The organism is Streptomyces sp. NBC_00210 (assembly GCF_045160975.1).
Lineage (GTDB): Bacteria > Actinomycetota > Actinomycetes > Streptomycetales > Streptomycetaceae > Streptomyces.
Genome location: NZ_CP108120.1, coordinates 8,057,086 through 8,075,318 on the forward strand (window position 1 = coordinate 8,057,086; position 18,233 = coordinate 8,075,318).

General features: G+C 70.1%; 23 protein-coding genes. 10 read left to right on the top strand and 13 right to left on the bottom strand.

Features of this window, described 5'->3' with window-relative positions:
* Positions 1 to 55 precede the first annotated feature (55 nt).
* From OG729_RS36260 to OG729_RS36285, 6 genes are all read left to right on the top strand, one after another.
* Positions 56 to 346, top strand: a complete 291-nt coding sequence (locus tag OG729_RS36260; protein WP_405810244.1) for a hypothetical protein — start codon at positions 56 to 58, stop codon at positions 344 to 346.
* Positions 327 to 671 (top strand): ArsR/SmtB family transcription factor, encoded by a 345-nt coding sequence (locus tag OG729_RS36265; RefSeq protein ID WP_405811402.1) that lies wholly within the window; start codon positions 327 to 329, stop codon positions 669 to 671. The genes OG729_RS36260 and OG729_RS36265 overlap by 20 nt, the downstream gene beginning before the upstream one ends.
* Positions 671 to 997, top strand: a complete 327-nt coding sequence (locus OG729_RS36270) for a hypothetical protein (RefSeq protein WP_405810245.1) — start codon at positions 671 to 673, stop codon at positions 995 to 997. The genes OG729_RS36265 and OG729_RS36270 overlap by 1 nt, the downstream gene beginning before the upstream one ends.
* Before the next feature lie 35 nt (positions 998 to 1,032).
* A complete protein-coding gene (locus tag OG729_RS36275; protein ID WP_326655553.1) occupies positions 1,033 to 1,158 on the top strand; it encodes a DUF6126 family protein in 126 nt (41 codons plus the stop codon).
* Between the two features lie 231 nt (positions 1,159 to 1,389).
* Complete coding sequence (locus OG729_RS36280) at positions 1,390 to 1,887, top strand: hypothetical protein (protein WP_405810246.1); 498 nt, start codon at positions 1,390 to 1,392, stop codon at positions 1,885 to 1,887.
* Positions 1,884 to 2,537: a pyridoxamine 5'-phosphate oxidase family protein gene (locus OG729_RS36285; protein WP_405810248.1), complete on the top strand. Its 654-nt coding sequence runs from the start codon at positions 1,884 to 1,886 to the stop codon at positions 2,535 to 2,537. The genes OG729_RS36280 and OG729_RS36285 overlap by 4 nt, the downstream gene beginning before the upstream one ends.
* Positions 2,538 to 2,906: 369 nt before the next feature.
* Here OG729_RS36285 and OG729_RS36290 read toward each other — a convergent pair whose 3' ends face one another.
* From OG729_RS36290 to OG729_RS36320, 7 genes are all read right to left on the bottom strand, one after another.
* Positions 2,907 to 4,388, bottom strand: coding sequence for an NADH-quinone oxidoreductase subunit C (locus OG729_RS36290; RefSeq protein WP_405810250.1), 1,482 nt, complete (start codon positions 4,386 to 4,388; stop codon positions 2,907 to 2,909).
* A gap of 4 nt (positions 4,389 to 4,392) precedes the next feature.
* On the bottom strand, positions 4,393 to 6,012 hold the full coding sequence (locus tag OG729_RS36295; protein ID WP_405810252.1) for a proton-conducting transporter membrane subunit: 1,620 nt from the start codon (positions 6,010 to 6,012) through the stop codon (positions 4,393 to 4,395).
* A complete protein-coding gene (locus OG729_RS36300; RefSeq protein ID WP_405810253.1) occupies positions 6,012 to 6,704 on the bottom strand; it encodes a hypothetical protein in 693 nt (230 codons plus the stop codon). The genes OG729_RS36295 and OG729_RS36300 overlap by 1 nt, the downstream gene beginning before the upstream one ends.
* A gap of 7 nt (positions 6,705 to 6,711) precedes the next feature.
* Positions 6,712 to 7,665 carry a respiratory chain complex I subunit 1 family protein gene (locus OG729_RS36305; RefSeq protein WP_405810255.1) on the bottom strand — a complete coding sequence of 318 codons (954 nt, stop codon included), beginning with the start codon at positions 7,663 to 7,665 and terminating at the stop codon, positions 6,712 to 6,714.
* Complete coding sequence (locus OG729_RS36310) at positions 7,662 to 9,749, bottom strand: proton-conducting transporter membrane subunit (protein ID WP_405810256.1); 2,088 nt, start codon at positions 9,747 to 9,749, stop codon at positions 7,662 to 7,664. Before OG729_RS36310 ends, OG729_RS36305 begins: the two co-directional genes overlap by 4 nt.
* Positions 9,692 to 10,171: an NADH-quinone oxidoreductase subunit B family protein gene (locus OG729_RS36315; protein WP_405810258.1), complete on the bottom strand. Its 480-nt coding sequence runs from the start codon at positions 10,169 to 10,171 to the stop codon at positions 9,692 to 9,694. The genes OG729_RS36310 and OG729_RS36315 overlap by 58 nt, the downstream gene beginning before the upstream one ends.
* Before the next feature lie 207 nt (positions 10,172 to 10,378).
* A complete protein-coding gene (locus OG729_RS36320; protein WP_405811405.1) occupies positions 10,379 to 10,729 on the bottom strand; it encodes an ArsR/SmtB family transcription factor in 351 nt (116 codons plus the stop codon).
* 183 nt (positions 10,730 to 10,912) lie between these two features.
* Between OG729_RS36320 and OG729_RS36325 the strand changes: the two genes are divergently transcribed.
* Positions 10,913 to 11,119, top strand: a complete 207-nt coding sequence (locus tag OG729_RS36325; protein ID WP_405810260.1) for a hypothetical protein — start codon at positions 10,913 to 10,915, stop codon at positions 11,117 to 11,119.
* A gap of 14 nt (positions 11,120 to 11,133) precedes the next feature.
* Positions 11,134 to 11,484, top strand: a complete 351-nt coding sequence (locus OG729_RS36330) for an STAS domain-containing protein (protein WP_405810261.1) — start codon at positions 11,134 to 11,136, stop codon at positions 11,482 to 11,484.
* 114 nt (positions 11,485 to 11,598) lie between these two features.
* Here the strand turns inward: OG729_RS36330 and OG729_RS36335 are convergent, their stop codons facing one another.
* Genes OG729_RS36335 through OG729_RS36360 form a run of 6 tightly spaced genes read right to left on the bottom strand, consistent with a single transcriptional unit; the run spans position 11,599 to position 15,186 of the window.
* On the bottom strand, positions 11,599 to 11,820 hold the full coding sequence (locus OG729_RS36335; RefSeq protein ID WP_405810263.1) for an alkylphosphonate utilization protein: 222 nt from the start codon (positions 11,818 to 11,820) through the stop codon (positions 11,599 to 11,601).
* Positions 11,821 to 11,855: 35 nt separating this feature from the next.
* Positions 11,856 to 12,269, bottom strand: coding sequence for an STAS domain-containing protein (locus tag OG729_RS36340; protein WP_405810264.1), 414 nt, complete (start codon positions 12,267 to 12,269; stop codon positions 11,856 to 11,858).
* A gap of 16 nt (positions 12,270 to 12,285) precedes the next feature.
* Positions 12,286 to 12,708 carry an ATP-binding protein gene (locus OG729_RS36345; protein ID WP_405810266.1) on the bottom strand — a complete coding sequence of 141 codons (423 nt, stop codon included), beginning with the start codon at positions 12,706 to 12,708 and terminating at the stop codon, positions 12,286 to 12,288.
* Complete coding sequence (locus OG729_RS36350; RefSeq protein WP_405810268.1) at positions 12,708 to 13,118, bottom strand: pyridoxamine 5'-phosphate oxidase family protein; 411 nt, start codon at positions 13,116 to 13,118, stop codon at positions 12,708 to 12,710. Before OG729_RS36350 ends, OG729_RS36345 begins: the two co-directional genes overlap by 1 nt.
* A complete protein-coding gene (locus OG729_RS36355) occupies positions 13,115 to 14,824 on the bottom strand; it encodes a SulP family inorganic anion transporter (protein ID WP_405810270.1) in 1,710 nt (569 codons plus the stop codon). Before OG729_RS36355 ends, OG729_RS36350 begins: the two co-directional genes overlap by 4 nt.
* Before the next feature lie 20 nt (positions 14,825 to 14,844).
* Positions 14,845 to 15,186, bottom strand: coding sequence for an ArsR/SmtB family transcription factor (locus tag OG729_RS36360; RefSeq protein ID WP_405810272.1), 342 nt, complete (start codon positions 15,184 to 15,186; stop codon positions 14,845 to 14,847).
* 427 nt (positions 15,187 to 15,613) lie between these two features.
* Between OG729_RS36360 and OG729_RS36365 the strand changes: the two genes are divergently transcribed.
* Positions 15,614 to 15,901 carry a hypothetical protein gene (locus tag OG729_RS36365; protein ID WP_405810273.1) on the top strand — a complete coding sequence of 96 codons (288 nt, stop codon included), beginning with the start codon at positions 15,614 to 15,616 and terminating at the stop codon, positions 15,899 to 15,901.
* 63 nt (positions 15,902 to 15,964) lie between these two features.
* Positions 15,965 to 18,079: an acetate--CoA ligase gene (acs, locus tag OG729_RS36370; RefSeq protein ID WP_405810275.1), complete on the top strand. Its 2,115-nt coding sequence runs from the start codon at positions 15,965 to 15,967 to the stop codon at positions 18,077 to 18,079.
* Positions 18,080 to 18,233 lie beyond the last annotated feature (154 nt).

An 18,233-nucleotide genomic window follows, 5' to 3' on the forward strand; every position in this document is an offset into this window, starting at 1 on the left:
GAACCGTGAAGGATCGCTTGGCCTCCGTCACCGTGGGCGCCGTCCCCCGGGAGTGGTGTACCGGCACCACTCAGGGTCTAGAATTGAAGAGTTCTTCAATTTGTTAGTTGCTGAGTCGGACAAGGGTGCCGAGGTGGGAAGGGTGACCGTGGGCGGGTTCGTCGAGGCGGTGCTCGAGCGTGTCCGGGAAGCGCGGGCTGCCTTGGAGGCCGTGCTGGAGACAGAGGACGCCTACGGTGTGGCGGTAGCGCAGGAAGAGCTGGACGATGCGCTTCGGCTCGCGAGCGACCACGGGATCGACGTGGGGGCGGAGGAGGGTGAGCGAGGTGCCGGTTCCGCTGTATGAGGCGAAGGCGGAGTTCTTCCGAATGCTGGGGCATCCGGTGCGCATCCGTGTGCTGGAACTGCTGCAGGCCGGGCCGATGCCGGTCCGGGATCTTCTTGCGGCGATCGAGATCGAGCCGTCGAACCTGTCGCAGCAGCTGGCGGTGCTGCGCCGTTCGGGCATCGTCACGGCCACCCGTGAGAGTTCGACGGTGGTGTACGAGCTGGCGGGCGGGGATGTGGCGGAGCTACTGGCTGCCGCGCGGCGCATCCTGTCTGTCCTGCTGGCTGGGCAGCAAGAGCTGCTCGCCGAGCTGCGCGAGGCGGAGAAGGAAGCGGCTCCGTGATGGGGATGGACAGGTTCAGGCCGTGGCGCAAGCACTTGCCCGCCGCGGCAGTCGAGCACACCTTGCCTTCGGTCCAGCGGCACATCGTGTCTGTCCAGGTGGCGCCGGAGGCGGTGCGCGAGGCTCGGCAGGCGGTGGCCGAGCACCTGCCGAAGGTCGGCATCGCCGCGGACGCAAGGGGTGAGGGCCTGCGGACGGTGGCTGAACTCGCCGACATCTACGACGGCGATGTCAGCGTGGAACCCGCCGTGGATCACGACGGCAAGGTCGTGCTCGTCCGGTTCCGGATTCCTTATCCACAGACCCCAGGAGATGCAAGGCGGTGAGTGGTGACGTGACCGGGAAGCAAGCCAAGGAGCCGATGGACCTGGAGAGGTGGAAGGAACGCGGCGTCATGCTGCGCGTCTTCGTATACGTCTTCGCAACGCACCTGTTCGCCGGCTTCGTCTGGCTTCTGTTCTACGTGGGCGAGCACGCGCCGAAGTAGCGGACCGGCCGGGAGGCGCCCGGACAAGGGCTGGACGGTCCCGGTGGTGGGCTGGATGGCCCTCGACCGATGGGGCCTCACCGGGGCACCATCAGCGGACGGGCCGGTGGACGGCCCCTCATTCCCCCATAGGTCGTCGACGCGTGGCGGATACCCTGAGCTGCATCCTGAAGGCTTCTTCAATTGCCTAGTTGCTTGACTGTTGTGCACGTGGAGAGAGGGCGGCAGAGAATGATCGCCGTTGTGGGTCATCGTGACCTCACCGCGCCGACGCTGGCGTTGCTGGAGACCGAATTGGGTTCCCGGCTGGCCGGATTCGCGCGGGCTGGGAAGGCCGGTCTGGTGCGGGCCGGGCAGGGGCTTCCGGTCGCGTTTGGGCGGGCCGCGCGGGCGGCGGGGCTGGCGCTGGTGACGGTCTTGCCCACGGCGGCGGGTGTGCCCGCGCCGCTGCGGGAGCGTGACCGGAGGGCGGCCGGGGAGTTGCTGCTGCTGTCTGAGCAGGTGCGGCTTCTGGAATACGACCCGGCGAGCGGCAGCTCGTGCGTGGCCGCGGACGAAAGCCTGCTCAGGACCTGCGCCCGGGTGCTGGCCGTATGGGACGGCTCCCCGTCGAACAGCCGGGATGCGACGGCCCATCTGGTGGCCTTCGCGCACGGGCGGGGCATCGAGGTAGATGTGCTCTGGCCCGCGGGCGCGTGCCGGATGCCGCTGGACGGAGCCCAGCCGTGACCTCCTGTCTGCGGCCCGGTGCCCGCATGGTGGAGCTGAGCCGGGAAGCCGCCCTCGAGCTGCTGGGCCGTGTGCCGCTGGGTCGGGTGGCCTTCTCCTACCAGGCGCTGCCCGCCATCCGGCTGGTCAACCATGTCGTGGACGCCGGCAGCGTGGTGATCCGTACGCATACCGGTTCCGCGTTGCTGAGCACCGCCCGGGTGTCCGAGGTGGTGGCGTACGAAGCCGATCAGCTCGACTTCGACACCCGCACCGGCTGGAGCGTGGTCGTCACCGGCACAGCGACGCATGTGTCGGACCCGGTTGAACTCGCTCGCTACCGGGCCCTTGCTCACCCCATGGGTGGACACCGAGACGGGGCATGTGATCCGTATCCGGGCCGAGATCGTCACCGGCTACCGCCTGGAACGGGCGACACCGTCATAGGTCATTGCCGTGTAAGCGAGGTTGAAGCTCTCGGCGACCGCGCCTTCGGCCCCGTACCTTCCAGCGAGCTCGCCGCGGCCGACCGCACAGTCCCCGACCGCGACCGGCAGTTGAGGCTCGGGCATCGCCGGGCGCCCCTGGCTCAAATGTGCCCTGGGCAAAGCGGCCAGTGCCACCGCCCGGGCCGATACGTTCCTGGGCGCCAGCTACCGGCTCCTGGGTGAACGGCGAGACCACGTTAAGCCTGATCGCCGTCGCGCTCAATCCGCGTCATCGCAGGCACCTGATCGAAGACCAGCACGACCGGTATCAGTCACAGATCCCTCCGAACGGCTCCACCGTCCAGACACTGCCACCCGCCCCGCTCGGGTGCGAATGCCGCCACGGGCCGGACGCCGATCCGGTTGGGGTCCAGGGCGCGGGGCCGAACCCATCGCCGCCACTACGGTCGCACGGCCGTGGACGCGGTCGCCCCCTGCTGCTGCTCGGCTGGGGCGCCGTCGGTCTAACGGGGCGGGATACGTGTTCGCAACGCGGCGGTGTCGCCCACTGAGTGCAAGGGTTGACCGATGACCGGGTCCCGCGCAGCGTGGTCAGAGGTCGTTGCCGGCGTAGGAGAGGTTGAAGCTTTTATTGGTCAGCGGGAAGTCGGGGACGATGGTGTCGGCGAGCGCCAGGGGCAGGGCGGGCCAGTTGAAGAACGACGGGTCGACCGGTTTGACCCTGGCCAGGGCTCCGTTGGGGGCGAGTTCGATGCGGGTGGTGATGGTGCCGCGCCAGCCCTCGACGATGCCGGCGCCTGTGCCGGGGCCCGCGCCCGGTGCGGGCGTCGGAGCGAGGACAGCACCCGTCGCGAGGCCCTCGATGAGGTGCTCGATCAGCGCGAGGGAGACGTCGATCTCTTCGGCGCGGACGAGGAAGCGGGCGAGCACGTCGCCGGTGTCGCGGACGGGGACGGCGATTTCGGAGTCGTAGGTGGTGAAGGGGTGGCTGACGCGGGCGTCGGTGCCGGGCAGGCCGCTGGCGCGGGCCACGTAGCCGAGGCAGCCGATGTCCCGCGCGGCCTCGGCGGTGAGGACGGCGGTGCCGGTGAAGCGGTCGCGGACGGTGGACTGGTCGAGCGCGAGGTGGGCGATCTCGCGGATGTCCCTGCCGATCGCGTGGAGGCGCCTCAGGTCGGGCAGCGTGTGCAGGGCTGCGCCGCCGGGTACGACGCCGCCGCGCAGCAGGCGGTGGCCGGTGATCTCAGCGTTGAGGCGCAGGAGTTGTTCTCTCACGCGTTGGGCGTGGGCGTTGAGGATGGAGTGGCCGACGTCGTTGCAGAGCATGCCCAGGTCGGCGACATGGTTGTGCAGGCGCTCCAGCTCCAGGAGCATGGTGCGGGCGCGCTGGGCGGCGGCCGGGACCGCCGTGCCGGTGGCCTCTTCGACGGCGAGGCAGTAGGCGAGGGCGTGTCCGACGGCGGTGTCGCCGCTGATCCGTTCGGCGAGGGGAAGCCCGGCCGCGACGCTGCGGCCTTGGAAGAGTTTTTCGATGCCTTTGTGGACGAACCACAGGCGGGCTTTGAGTTTGAGGATGGTCTCGCCGACGACGGAGAAGCGGAAGTGGCCTGGCTCGATCAGCCCGGCGTGCACCGGCCCGACCGGGATTTCGTAGACGCCGTCGCCTTCGACCTCGAGGAAGGGATAGGGGCCTTCCTGCTCCGCGAAGGGCGGCGGGGGCCCGGCGTCGGGGAGCATCGGGTACCAGCCGCGCGGCCAGTGGAAGTGGCGCACCAGGCGTCGCGGCATGGGGTGATCGCGGGGGACGATGCCGAACAGGTCCCGCATTTCGCGCTCGAACCGGCCTGAGGGGAAGGACATGTGGGCCAGCGTCGGGACCGCGGGAGCATCAGGGTTGAGGTGTACGTGTAGTTCGGTACGGCTGTCGGGCGGCCCCGCGACGAAGAGGTACACCACGCGGATCCGGTCCTCGTCGTGGTGGGCGGCGACCAGGGCCAGTCGACGCCCGGCGCGCAGCAGCTCCTCGGCCCGCTTGGACAGTTCGGCGGCATGGATCTCGTGCACGGTGCGCATGGCTTCAGCGGGCTCCGATCGCCTGGGCGGCATTCAGCAGCAGGTCGGTGAGCGGACCGGTCGCGATACCCAGGGCCGCGCAGGCCACCAGGCCCAGGACGAGCGGCCATCCTGTCGTGGCGGGCGGCTCGTCCGTCCAGGCCGTGGGCGCGGGGCCGAGCAGCATCCGGGCGGTGCGGGCGGCGAGCGCGGCGAAGGTGATCAGGACCAGCAGCAGGGCCGCCGAGACGGCCCAGCCCATACGGGCGGCGAATCCGGCGCGGACGATGCCCAGTTCGGAGGCGAACAGACTGAAGGGCGGGAACCCGAGCAGCGCGACGACCGCGAGCCCGAAGGTGCCCGCAAGGCCGGGTGCCCGGGCGATCAGGCCGCGTACCCGCCCGATGCGGGTGGTCCGGGTGAGATGCAGGATGTGGCCGGAGGCGCAGAAGGCGACCGCTTTGGCGAGCCCGTGCCCGGCGATGTGCAAGAGCACGGCGGCACGGGCGAGAGGGGTGCCGATCGCGGCGCCGAGGGCGATCAGGCTCATGTGCTCCATGCTCGAATAGGCGAGCATCCGTTTGTAGTCGCGCTGGGCGAGCAGCAGGGCCGCGGCGAGGGCGAGCGTGAGCAGAGCAATGCCGGTCAGTAGGGCGCGGATGTAGCCGGTCCCGAGGGCCGCGTCGGAGATGCTCTGGTAGCGCAGGATCGCGGTGAAGGCCACGGACAGCAGGACACCGGACATCAGCGCGGAGACGGGGGCCGGTGCCTGGCTGTGGGCGTCCGGCAGCCAGGCGTGCAGGGGCACGAGGCCCGCTTTCGCCCCGAAGCCGAGTACGACGAGCATGATGCCGAGCCGGGTGACGGCCGGATCGAGCCGGTCGGCCCGGGCCACGAGGGTGGGCCAGTTCAGGGCGTACGCCTCGGCGATGCCCGCCTGTCGGGCGGCGTAGTAGATGAGGACGGTGCCCAGGAAGGCCAGGGCGATCCCGGCTGAGCAGATCACCACGTATTTCCACGCGGCCTCGACGGATGTACGGGTGCGGCGGTGGCCGACGAGGAAGGCAGTGACGATGGTGGTGGCTTCGATGGCCACCCACAACACCCCGAGATTCGCGGTGAGCACGGCCAGGCACATGGCAGCGAGGAACGACTGCACGAGGACGTGGAAGAGCGCGGTGTTACGGGCATCCGCCCGTCCGACAGCGCGCTCGCCCGCGAGATAGGAGGGGGCACTCGCGCAGGCGATCAGTGCGACGGCTCCGACGACGAGCAGCATCCACACCGTCAGGGCGTCGGCGCGCAGCAGTCCGCCGTAGGCGGTCACGGCTTCGTCGTCACCGAGGGCGGCTGCCAGTACCGCACCGCAGGTGATGATCGCCGATGGGGAGATGAGCCCGTACCAGTCGGCCCGGTGAGGTGCATTGGACCCTGGCGGAGGTGGTGCTGCGGCCCCGTCCGCCGGTCCGGTTGCGGCTCCGACCAGGGCAGGCTGACGGGACACTTGCCTGCTCGGCTCGCGGACTTCCGCGGCAGACGCGCGCACGCCAGTCAGCGCATGGACGCCGGCCACGGCGAGGGGCACGGCGACGGGCGCGATCAGCAACAGGGCGGTCGCAGCAGGCTCTTGGAGAAGATGCGGCATCAGTCGTGCAGCTCCCGCAGGTCGTCGATGTCGGTCGTGCCGAACGCGGCCCGCATACGAGTGGTGAGCAGCTGCAGTACCAGTACGGCGAGCAGGACATCGAAGGAGACACCGAGTTCGACGATCAGCGGCACTCCGGAGGTGGCCAGGAAGGCGGTCGCGGTGATGCCGTTGTCCAGCAGCAGGAAGCCCACCACCTGGGCGAGCGCGCGGCGCCTGGTGACCAGCACGAAGAACCCGATCAGGACGACCGCTAGGCCCACCGGCAGAGCCCGTGTGGCCGGGGTGGGGTCGAGCTCGGCCAGCGGCCGGGCCACGGCATAGGCCAGCAGGGTCAATGCCGCCGCGGTGAGCAGGGACGCTGCCACGTTCACCAGCGGCTGGGTCTCCCGGGTCTCGGCGCCGTCCGTGTCGGACGTGGTGTGGCCGACACTCAACGCGGTCAGCGCCCGGCGCATCAGGTACGGAAGCACTCCGGCCCGCAGGAGACCGATTCCGGCCGCCACCGCGATGAGGTCCCAGCGTTCCTCGTGCAGGCCCAGCAGGACGGCTATGGCAGCCAGGGCGATGCCTTGGAGGGCGAAGATCCGTACGATCGCGCCGAGTTCACGCATCCAGAGGACCACCACCGCCGCCAGCAGGAACGCCCCGCAAGCCAGGTCCAGCAGCTGCGTGTACAGACCCTCGCTCACCGCGCGCTCACTCTCCGCTCAGGAAGTAGGAGGAGGTCACCGCGAGCAGCGCCAGCAGGAAGGACCCGGCGAGCAGTTCGGGCACGCGGAACAGCCGCAGCTTGGCCCAGAACACCTCGGCGGCGGCCAGCACCGCCCCCAGCAGCGCGACCTTGACCACGAACAGGACGAGAGCGAGCGCCAGCGCCGCAGCCGAGGTGGAGGTCGCGATGCCCCAGGGCGCGAACAGCGAGGCAAGCAGCCCCAGCAGCACCGTGAGCCGCATCTGCGCACCCAGTTCGACCAGCGCCAGATCGGGCCCCGCGTACTCCAGCACCATCGCCTCGTGCACCATCGTCAACTCCAGATGGGTGGAGGGGTTGTCCACCGGGAGCCGCCCGGTCTCCGCGAGGACGGCGACAGCGAGCGCGGCGGTGGCCAGCAGCCCCGCGGGGGAGGTCAGCCGTGCCGGTTCGTGGACGGCGCCGGAGACGATGGCGGGGAGGTTGGTGGAGCCGGCCGGTATCGACAGGGCGAACACCGACATCAGGAGGGTCGGCTCCACCAGGGCCGCGATGGTCATCTCGCGCGAGGCCCCCATACCGCCGAAGGCGGTCCCGGTATCCAGCCCGGCCAGCGCCAGGGCGACGGTGCCCAGCGCGAGGAGCGCCACCACCAGGATCAGGTCCGCGCGCCCGGCGACCGGTGTGTCCGTGGAAAGCAGCGGAACCAGCGCGGCGACCACCACAGTGGTCGCCACCAGCAGCGCCGGAGCGATACGGAACGCGGGCCCCGTCCCGATCGCACTGATCGGTTCTTTACGCAGCAGCTTGCGGGTATCCCGCCACGGCTGGAGCACACCGGCGCCGGCCCGCCCCTCCATGCGCGCCCGCACCTGCCGCATCAGCCCGGTGAGCAGGGGAGCGCCCCCGACGACCACAGCGATCTGCCCCGCCACCGCCACATACCCGGCGGCGCTCACCAGCCCACCGCCAGCACCAGGAGCAGGGTGACCAGGCCGAAGAAGCCGTAGCCGAGATAGAGATGGACGCTGCCGCCCGCCAGTCGGCGCGCGGCGCGCCCGGACCTCGCGAGAAAGGCCAGCACCGGTTCGTACAGCCGGTGCTCGATCCGGTCGGGCACTCGGTTGCGGAACCGAACACGCTCCACCAGGTACGTGGACTCACCTGCGTGCGTGACATTCACGTCCTGCTCCGGGGCAAGTACGTCGTCGAAGACGCGCTGCAAAGGTTCGGCGAACGAGGTCGCCGTATAGGCCATCCTCGGCGTGGGCGCGCCGCCGCCGCAGTCCCACAGCCTGGCGTCTCTACGCCGGCGGCGATTGCCGTACAGCCGGGGCAGGTACACCGCGAGGGCCAACGCCGCCGTCAAGGCGGCCACCACCCACAGCGGCGACAGCGACGCCGACACGTCGGCAAGCCGTACCTTCGCCCCGCCGCCCGACACGGCCTGACTCCCAGGAAGGTCCGCGGCGAGTACGGCCTGATCCAAGCCACTGCCCAGCAGTCCCGGGACCAGTGCCAGCCCCACGCACCCGGCCGCGAGCAACCCCATTCCGGCGAGCATCATCGGCGGCGCCTCCCGCGCGCCGGTGGCCTCTTGGCTGCGTGGCCGGGCGAAGAAGCCGACCCCGAGCGCCTTGACGAACACCGCCGCGGCGATCCCGGCCGAAAGCGCGATCAGCGCCACCGCCAGCGGCAGCATCACGGCGACGGCCACCCCTGGCATCTCCAGTCCGTGGATCAGTGACTGCAGCAGCAGCCACTCACTGATGAACCCGTTGCCTGGCGGCAGCGCCACCGCCCCCAGCGCGCCCAGCGCGAAGAGTCCGGCCGTGACCGGCATCCGCGCCCTCAGACCGCCGAGCCGGTCGAGATCCCGTACGCCGGTGGCGCGCAGGATGGAACCGGCCGTGCAGAACAACAGGGCTTTGAACGCCGAGTGGTTGACCACGTGAAGCAGCGCGGCCGCCAGCGCGAGGGCGGCCAGCGGACGATCACCCGCGGCGGCGAACAGGCCCGCCGCTCCGGCCCCGATCAGGACCAGCCCCATGTTCTCGGATGTCGAGTACGCCAGCAGTCTCTTCAGGTCGGAGGCCATCGCGGCCTGCAGGATCCCGTACACGGCGGACAGCCCGCCCGTCGTGATCAGCGCCAGCCACCACCAGGACGGTCCGCCGCCCAGCAGGTCGAACCCGGTGCGTACGAGCCCGTAGATGCCGAGGTTGACCATGGCCGCGCTCATCAACGCCGAGACGGGGCTGGGCGCTTCGGGGTGGGCACGCGGCAGCCAGGCGTGCAGTGGCACCGCCCCCGCCTTGGAGGTGAAGGCCGCCGCGGTCAGCACGAACACCAGACCGCGCACCGTCGCAGACATCCCGTCCGCACCTGCCCGCAGCGTCGCGAAAGTCTCACCCCCGGCGTGCGCGGCAAACAACGCGAAGGCAACCAGCAGCAGGACAAGTCCGAGGTGGGTCATCACCGCGTACCAGACGCCCGCGGCTCGCACCGACGGCCGCTCGCGGTGCTCGGCCAGGGCAAGCAGCAGCGAGGCCAGCGCCATCAGCTCCCACAGCACCAGGAACGTGGACACCGATCCCGCCGCAGGCACCAGTACCAGCGACAGGGCGAACAGCGGCAGCACCGTCTGCGCCGCCCGTGAGCCCAGCCCGTGCGGGCCGTGCCCGGACGCGTACCCGATGCCGTACACCGCCACCGCCGCCACCACGGCCCCCGCCACAGCCATGAACAGCCCCGACAGCGCATCCACTTCAAGATGCACCCCGGCCAGCGGCAGCAACCCCGGCAGCTCGGCCGACCATCGCCTTCCGCCCAGTACAGCCACACCCGCCGCACCACCGGCCACCCCCACCCAGACCGTGCACCCTCCGGCCACTCGGACGCGCCACCGGACCGGCAGCCCGGCCCCCGCCGCCGCTCCCGCCCCACCCATGGCGACGGCAGCACCAAGGGCGGCCGCGACCAGGCTCACCGGCCGGTCACCCACCGCAGCGCCGCCACGATGTCGTCCGGCGTCGGCGGGCACCCCGGCACCTCGAGATCGACCGGTACGACATCGGCGACCGCGCCCTCGACTCCGTACCCTCCCGCGAACTCACCGCAGTTGATCGCACAGTCCCCGACCGCGACCACCAGCCGCGGCTCGGGCATGGCCGCCACCGTGCGCCGGAGCGGCTCGGCCATGTTCCGCGTGACCGGCCCGGTCACCAGGGCCACATCCGCATGCCGGGGCGAGGCCACCAGTCGCGCGCCGTACCGCTCCGCGTCGTAGACCGGGCCGAAGGCCGCCGCGATCTCGATCTCGCATCCGTTGCACGAGCCGGCATCCACACAGCGCACTTGCGCCGACCCGCCCAGCCCGCGCGCCATCGGCAGCGGTGCCACCGACGGGGGCCGAGCAGGTTCAGCCACCCGCCCGGTGTCGCGGATCTTGCGCAGCAGGCCCATGAACGCCCCTCCCGGATGCTGGTGAGGACTCTTCCGCAGGTGGCTAACGGACGTCTCCACAGCCGGAGTTACGCCCTTTTTCTTGCGCTTTGCCTATTTTGTTGAGACTTTGTCGCCTGTGCGTCGGCGGGTTGAAGGCGGCCGCCCCTCGCCGCGCAGAGCGCTGTCCATGTACGCCGAAGGGCGGCCGCCGGTCTGGGGGACGGCTTAGGCCTGCGGTTCTCCCTCGGATGACGCCGCCTGCAGGTCGGCGAGCAGTTCGGCCTGTCCCGCCAGCACTCCGGACAGGATCGACCGCGCGACTTTCAGCAGCTCAGCCACCTGCGGACTGGTCAGCGAGTAGTAGACGGCCGAACCTTCCCTGCGGGTGATGACCAGATTGGCCCGGCGCAGGACGGCCAGTTGCTGCGAGAGGTGGGCAGGCTCGACGCCCACTACCGGGAGCATCTCGGAGACCGCATGCTCGCGCTCGCTCAGCAGTTCCAGCACGCGAATCCGTACCGGATGGCCCAGCGTCTTGAAGAACTCCGCCTTCAGTTGGTACAGCGGCGCGCTCACCGAACCGGCCCCATGCCCGCGCGTGCCGCCGTAAGGCCGGACGATCGTTGCCATGCCTGCACCGTGCATCGCATCCACCCAAAACTCTTCACCATGGGGTCATCCTCGCGCCATCACACCCACGTGATGACCTCGGGAATTGCTAAGATTAGCAATTCCGAAGGTCGAGAGAGGGAGGTTCGGATGCGAATCCCACGACTGCGTGGTGGCAGCGCTCTGCTCAAGTGCCCTATGTGCCGTCTCAAGTGCCTGCCCGCGGCCGTCGAACCTGACGGCTCATGCCCCCGCTGCGGGCACGAGCGCCTGCTGAGCATGGACCTTGAGCGCGGCTGGGTCGGGCACGCCGCCCCCCTGGCCGGCAACCCGAAGCTGTCCGACGGCGAGCACTGAGAACGGCGCCGCCCATGAGTATCAGCTGGAGTTTCGGGGAACAGCGCGGCGTGGCGGTCTTGCGTGTCGCCGGGTTCCTCGGCAGCAGCGCGGTCGACCGCTTTTTGGATGGGTTCGGCTGGGTAGCTGCCCGCAGCACCGGGGCAGTCGTCCTGGACTTGACCGAACTGCTGGGCTGGAGTACCGAAGGATGGGCGGCAGTCCTGCAGGCGGCAGCCACGCTGCGGAAGAGTGAGCGTCCCCTCGTACTGTGCGGCCTGGACCGCATCGAGGCAGCGGAGTCATTGGTCATCCACCACGACTCGATGACCATCTACACAGATCTGGACGCTGCCCTCGACGCCCTGCCACCGACCTCCGGCTGACCACGCGCGGGCCCCGGCGGTGCGGTAGAAGTCCAGTGGCGCTTCCCCTGCAGTCGGCCAGGAGGTGACGGGCAGCAGGAAGAAGCGCCAGACGAACTGCCAGGGGGCCTTAGGTCACGCCTTCTTCAGGAACTCGGTCTTCAGGACCAGGCCCTTGACCTTCTTCGTGTTGCATTCTATCTCGCCGGCCTTGCCAGTGAGGCGGATGTTCTTCACCAGCGTTCCGCGCTTGAGGGTCTCGGAGGTGCCCTTCACCTTCAGGTCCTTGATCAGCGTCACGGAGTCGCCGTCCTCCAGGGCGGTGCCGTTGCTGTCCTTCACGATCACATCACTCATGCCGTTTCCTTGCCTTTGTCGTTCCCGTGTATCTCTTACATCAGGCCCTGTGCCGCCACATTCCGCGCGCCGGGCCAGTCGTCGCTGTGCCACTCACGCGTTTGGCCACTCACGTCGTCATACGCCGCGAGGGCGGCGGTGAGGTCGCAGTGGACGGGGATCGGCGGGTGGGTGCCGTCGGGGACGAGGGAGCCGTCCGCGGGGATCGCAGCGAGTTCCAGGCGCCGTCCCTCATCCGCGAGTTGGCGTGCTGCCTGGGCGACGGCCAGCTGGCCACCGATGGACCAGCCGCGCAGCTCGGTGAGGTCGAGAATGACCGGTCCCGTGCCGCGGGCCAGGGCCCAGCCGACGGCGCCGGAGAAGCGGGCTACGGCATCCGCGCCGAGATACCCGGCCAGCGAGAGGACACAGAAGTCCTGCTGGGTGGTGTAACGCCACTCGATGGTCATCGTCGCTCTCTCGTTCTCACAGGGGGAGGGTGATCCACACGCTTTTGCCGCGGCCGTCAGCGTCCGCGCGTACGACCGCGGTGCCGCCGAGGCCGAGGGTGAGCTCGACGACAGTGGCCAGCCCGCTGCCCCCGTTGCCAGCCGGGGCGTACAGGGCGGGCTGATAGGGGTGGCGGTCGTGGACGGCGAACGCGAACGTGTCATGGCTCGCCGCGTAGATCACCGTGACGTTCGGGGAGAGCACGGCGGCGTGCCGCACGCTGTTGGTGACCAGCTCGCCGAGGATCAGCAACGCTGGATCGACCGTGGGGTGGCGCCGGCTGATGCCCCACTCCACCAGCACCTGTTCGGTGGTCTCGCGCGCTATGCGGACAGCGGACCCTATGGCGGGCACCGTCAGCACATGCCGGTAGGGCAGGCTCTCGAGCTGAGCGGCCATCAGGCACCCTCGTGGGCGAGGCGGAAGCCGGTCACCGTCTGCGGGCGGATCCGGACGAGGGTGTCATGCGGGCCGTGGACCCAGCCGGGCAGCGTACGGCGGTAGTGGGCGGCCTCATCGGGGTCGGTGATCACCTCGGCCGGACCGGTCGCCGTCACCGTCCACCCGGTGCCGCCGGCCACGCGGATCTCGTCCGCGTGGTACGTGAGTGCGGCCCTGTCGGACAGGGCGGCCGCCTGGGCCGGGGTGCGGACGATCAAGCGGCCGTACTGGAGGATGTGCACCGCCGGGCGTATCACCGCGCTGTCGCGCTGGACGTACACGAGCCGTCCCTGGGCCGCGCCTTCGAGCAGCCACAAGGCTTCGGTGCCGGACACCTCCGCCATGCGACGGGAGACGGGGACGGTCATCGGGAAGCCTCCTCGGCGACGGGGGCGGGCGACTGCGCGGGAACGACGGGCAGGACCCCGGCACCCTGCAGATGGGCGCGGGCACCGGCGATGGCCTCCGGGGTGGTCGCGTACTCCCGCCCCTCCAGCCGCAGCAGATCCAACGCGCCGACGGAGTCGAGGACGCGCCGCTGTCCGGGCCGTATCCCGGACGTCATCACCGCGATGCCGCGCCGGTTGAGCTTCTGCACGGCGTCCTTGAGGACCAGTGCACCGGTGGCGTCCATGGTCGTGATGCGCGACATGCGCAGGATGACGACCCGGACGTCGGCGACCTCGCTCAGCTCCAGCAGGAAGCGGTGCGCGCCGGCGAAGAACAGCGGCCCGTCGATCCGGTAGGCCACGATGTGCTCGGCCAGCAGGGCGTGTTCCTCATCGCTGTGCTCACCGGGCAGGTCGGGCCGGAAGTCCACCTGATCCATCCGGGCCTGCTTGGCCACCGCCCGCAGGGCCAGCGCCCCGGCCACGACCAGGCCGATGATCACCGCATAGACCAGGTCCAGGGCGAGCGTGGCGACGGCCGTCAGCACGAGCACGAGGGCATCGGAGCGGGTCGCGCGGGCCATGGCGCGCAACGCGCCGACCTCGACCATGCGGATCGCGGTCGCCAGCAGCACACCCGCTAGAGCGGCCAGGGGGATCCTGGAGACCAGCGGGGCGGCGGCGAAGACGATCACCGCGAGGACGGCGGCGTGAGCGAGCGCCGCGAGCCGCGAGCCCGCGCCGGTACGGACGTTGACCGCCGTACGGGCGATGGCGGCCGTCGCCGGGACGCCACCGAACAGGGGCACCGCCAGGTTCGCGATGCCCTGCCCGAACAACTCCTTGTCGGGATCGTGCTTCTGGCCCACCGTCATGCCGTCCGCGACGGTGGCCGACAGCAGCGACTCCAGTGCCGCGAGCGCGGCAACCGCCACCGCCGGGGCGAGCAGCGAACCGAGCGAGGACAGGTCGAGGAAGCCCAGCGACGGAGCGGGCAGCCCGGACGGCAGATCCCCAATCGGGGCGGCCGCATCCAGATGGAAGAGCTGCGCCACGACGGTCGCGGCGATCACCGCGACGATCGAGAAGGGGACGGTCGGCCGCACGCGCGCGCCGAGGAGCATCACGGCGGCGACCCCGAGCGCTATCGCGAGGGCGGTCCAGTTCGGGCTGTGTGCGAACTCCTCGAGGGCCCGCCAGGTCACCAGCAGGACACGCTCGCCCTCGGGCTTGGCCACGCCGAGCGCGTTCGGGAGCTGCTGAAGCCCGATCACGCACGCGATGCCGAGGGTGAAACCCTCCACCACCGGAGCCGGGATGTACTGCATGTACTTCCCGGCGCGCAGCAGGGCGAGTGCGATCAGGATCAGCCCGGCCAGCACTCCGACCGTCAGCACCCCGCCGGGCCCGTACTCGGCGACGATCGGCACCAGCACCACCGTCATGGCCCCGGTGGGGCCGGAAACCTGGAGATTGGAGCCGCCGAACAGCGCGGCGAGCGCTCCGGCGACCACCGCAGTGGCAAGCCCAGCCTCCGCGCCGAGCCCGGAGGACACCCCGAAGCCCAGCGCGAGCGGCAGCGCCACGATCGCCACCGTCAGGCCCGCCAGCAGATCGCGGCGTGGGTTGCGTGCCATGAGCAGGAAGTCGGCGCGGGCAGGCAGCAGGGAACGCACCCGGCTCATGGCCCGGGTGAAAACCGCACTCACTGCGCCGCGACCTCGGCTTCCCGCAACTCCGCCAGCAGCTCGTTCTGCCCGGCCAGCATCTCGGTGAGGATCCGCCGTGCGGCCCGCATCAGATCCGCGACATCCCCGCCCGCGAGCTCGTAGACCACGGTCGAGCCCTCCCGGGTGGAGGTCACGATGCCCGACCGGCGCAGCACCGCCAGCTGCTGGGACAGGGCCGACGGCTCCACCTCGATCGAGGCGAGCAGATCCCGCACCGGCATCGGCCCGCCCTGCAGCAGCTCCAGCACACGGATGCGCACCGGATGCCCCAGCATCCGGAAGAACTCTGCCTTGGCCTGATACAGCGGAACCGGCACGACCCTCGAACTCTCCTCAACCCCCGTCGGGGGTGTCGCTTGGTGCTGTGCCCGCGGCTACCTACGGACACAGCCACCACAGCATGTATTGAATTGCAGAATTTTGCAATTCATGGAGTTCTGCTCAAGGCTGAAGGCGTCGCCTGCTGGTCTGCGACATCGCGTGAGGGAGGGAAAGTCCACCCTCAACTTCCCCTGCAGTCACGGCCTCCCTCAATGAGGGCAGAGCCAGACCTCCCTGCGCCTCGGAGCAGGTATCTCCCGCTGTGCGGGCGCTGCGGGACCTGCCCTCGCGGTCGGGCCACGCGGCAGGGTTCTGACAGGACCGCTCTCATGGCCCAGGAGTGCTCCCGGCGATACGCTGAAGGCTCCTCGGAGGTGCATCGGAGCCGGTGCACGAAGGGTGATTCGCGGGGTGGCGGTCGCGATGACGCAGCAGTACCTCATCGGCGAGACATCGGTACTCCTCGCCCAGTTGCAGGGTGCGGCCACCGATCAGGCGCACATGCGCGAGGCCGCGCGGCTGCGCCGCGAGGCCGAGGCTACGCCGCCTTTGGCACTCGGACCGGTACTGACCCGCGCGATGGCGCTGACCGACGAGCTGTGCTGGGACTCCCTGGACCAGGGCGATGTCACGGCGTTCGCCCGCCAGTGCGCCTGCGGGGCCGAACTGCGCGAATTCTGCGTCTGCGCCGGGCTGCTCGCGGACGGTTAGCGGCCGGGCCGCCGCCCCGCCGCCGCCCCGCCGCCGCGGCCATTCCAGTGGGAGGTCGAACCCATGGCAGCAGAACCACAGCCGCAGCTCTCCGAGGCACAGATCGCCGTCCACTGGCGCGAAGAGGACTACTACCGGCCGCCGGCCAAATTCGTCGCCCAGGCCAACGCGGGCGACCCGGCCATCATCGAGCGGTTCGGCGAGGAGCACTTCCCCGAGTGCTTCAGGGAGTACGCCGACCTGCTCACCTGGGACACGTACTGGCACACCACGCTGGACACCAGCCGACCGCCGTTCTGGAAGTGGTTCGTCGGCGGCCGCCTGAACGCCTGCTACAACTGCGTCGACCGGCACCTGGCCGCCAGCCGGAACAAGGCCGCCTTCATCTGGGTGCCCGAGCCCGAGGACCAGGACACCCGGGCGATCACCTACCAGGAGCTGTACCGGCGGGTCAACGAATTCGCCGCCCTACTGAGCGGCTTCGGCGGCGTGGACACCGGCGACCGGGTCACCTTCCACCTGCCGATGGTCCCGGAGCTGCCCATCTCCATGCTGGCCTGCGCCCGGCTGGGCGCCATCCACTCCGAGGTGTTCGGCGGGTTCAGCGGCACGGCCTGCGGCGACCGGATCGCCGACTCCGGCAGCCGGGTCCTGGTGACCATGGACGGCTACTACCGCGGCGGCACCCTGGTCGACCACAAGGCCAAGGCGGACGAGGCGGTGGCCGCCGCCGGCAAGCTCGGCCAGCAGGTCGACAAGGTGCTGGTCTGGCGTCGCCACCCCGGCCAGTACGCGTCGAAGAGCCCCATGGTCGAAGGCCGCGACTTCTTCGTCGACGAGATCCTGGCCGACTACCGCGGCCACAGCGTCGAGCCCGTCTCGATGCCCGCCGAGGCGCCGCTGTTCCTGATGTACACCAGCGGCACCACCGGCCGCCCCAAGGGCTGCCAGCACTCCACCGGCGGCTACCTCGCCTACGTCGCCGGCACCTCGAAGTACTACCAGGACATCCACCCCGAGGACACCTACTGGTGCGCCGCCGACATCGGCTGGATCACCGGGCACTCGTACATCGTCTACGGCCCGCTGCTGCTCGGCACGACCAGCGTGCTGTACGAGGGCGTGCCCACCTACCCGGATGCCGGCCGCTGCTGGCGCATCGCCGAACGGCTCGGGGTGAGCATCTTCCACACCGCACCCACCACCATCCGGATGCTGCGCAAGGTCGGCCCGCACGAGCCCTCGGCCTACGACTACCACCTCAAGCACATGACCACAGTGGGCGAACCCATCGAGCCGGAGGTGTGGCGCTGGTATCACGACGAGGTCGGCAAGAGCGAGGCAACCGTCGTCGACACCTGGTGGATGACCGAGACCGGCGGCTTCCTCGGCAGCACGCTGCCCGCCCTGCAGCCGATGAAGCCCGGCAGCTGCGGCCCGGGAGTGCTGGGGATCTACCCGGTGATCTACGACGAGGACGACAATGTCGTCGAGGCCGGCAGCGGCAAGGCCGGCAACATCTGCATCCGCAACCCCTGGCCCGGCGTCCTGCAGACCGTCTGGGGCCAGCCCGACCGCTTCGTGGACATCTACTACCGCCGCTACTGCAAGGACCCGGACAGCACCGACTGGCACGACTGGCCCTTCCTGTGCGGCGACGGCGCCGTCCAGGCGGCCGACGGCTACTTCCGGATCCTCGGCCGGATCGACGACGTGATCAACGTCGCCGGCCACCGGCTCGGCACCAAGGAGCTCGAATCGGCCACCCTCACCGTCGAGGAGGTGGCCGAGGCCGCCGCCGTCCCGGTGATGGACGAACTGCGCGGCCGGGCCGTGGAGATATACGTCGCCCTCAACCCCGGCCTCGCCCCCGGCCCAGAGATCGAACAGAAGGTGGCCGCCGCCATCGAGCGGGAGATCGGGAAAATCGCCCGGCCCCAGAACGTGTGGATCGTCCCCGACATGCCCAAGACCCGCTCGGGGAAGATCATGCGCCGGGTGATCGCCGGGATCTCCAACTTCGCCGACGTCGGCGACGTCACCACCCTGGCCAACCCCGAGATCGTCGACGACATCCGCCACCACGTTCAAAGCGCGAAACTCGCCCGTGGCGACGCTCCCCGTGAACTCTCACCACAGGAGGCCCAGGAGATCCGGGACTTCGGCAAGGCCGAATAACAGCACCTGAAGAACGTCACCGGTGGCGCAACGGGGGTCGGGGCCGGGCGATGGCCGGTCGTACGTCCCCAAGGATGCAAGCCCCCGGGTGTCCGTATCGCCGGTGTAGACGATGGCGTCCTCATCTGCGGTCGGGGTTCGAAGCGTGCGAAGA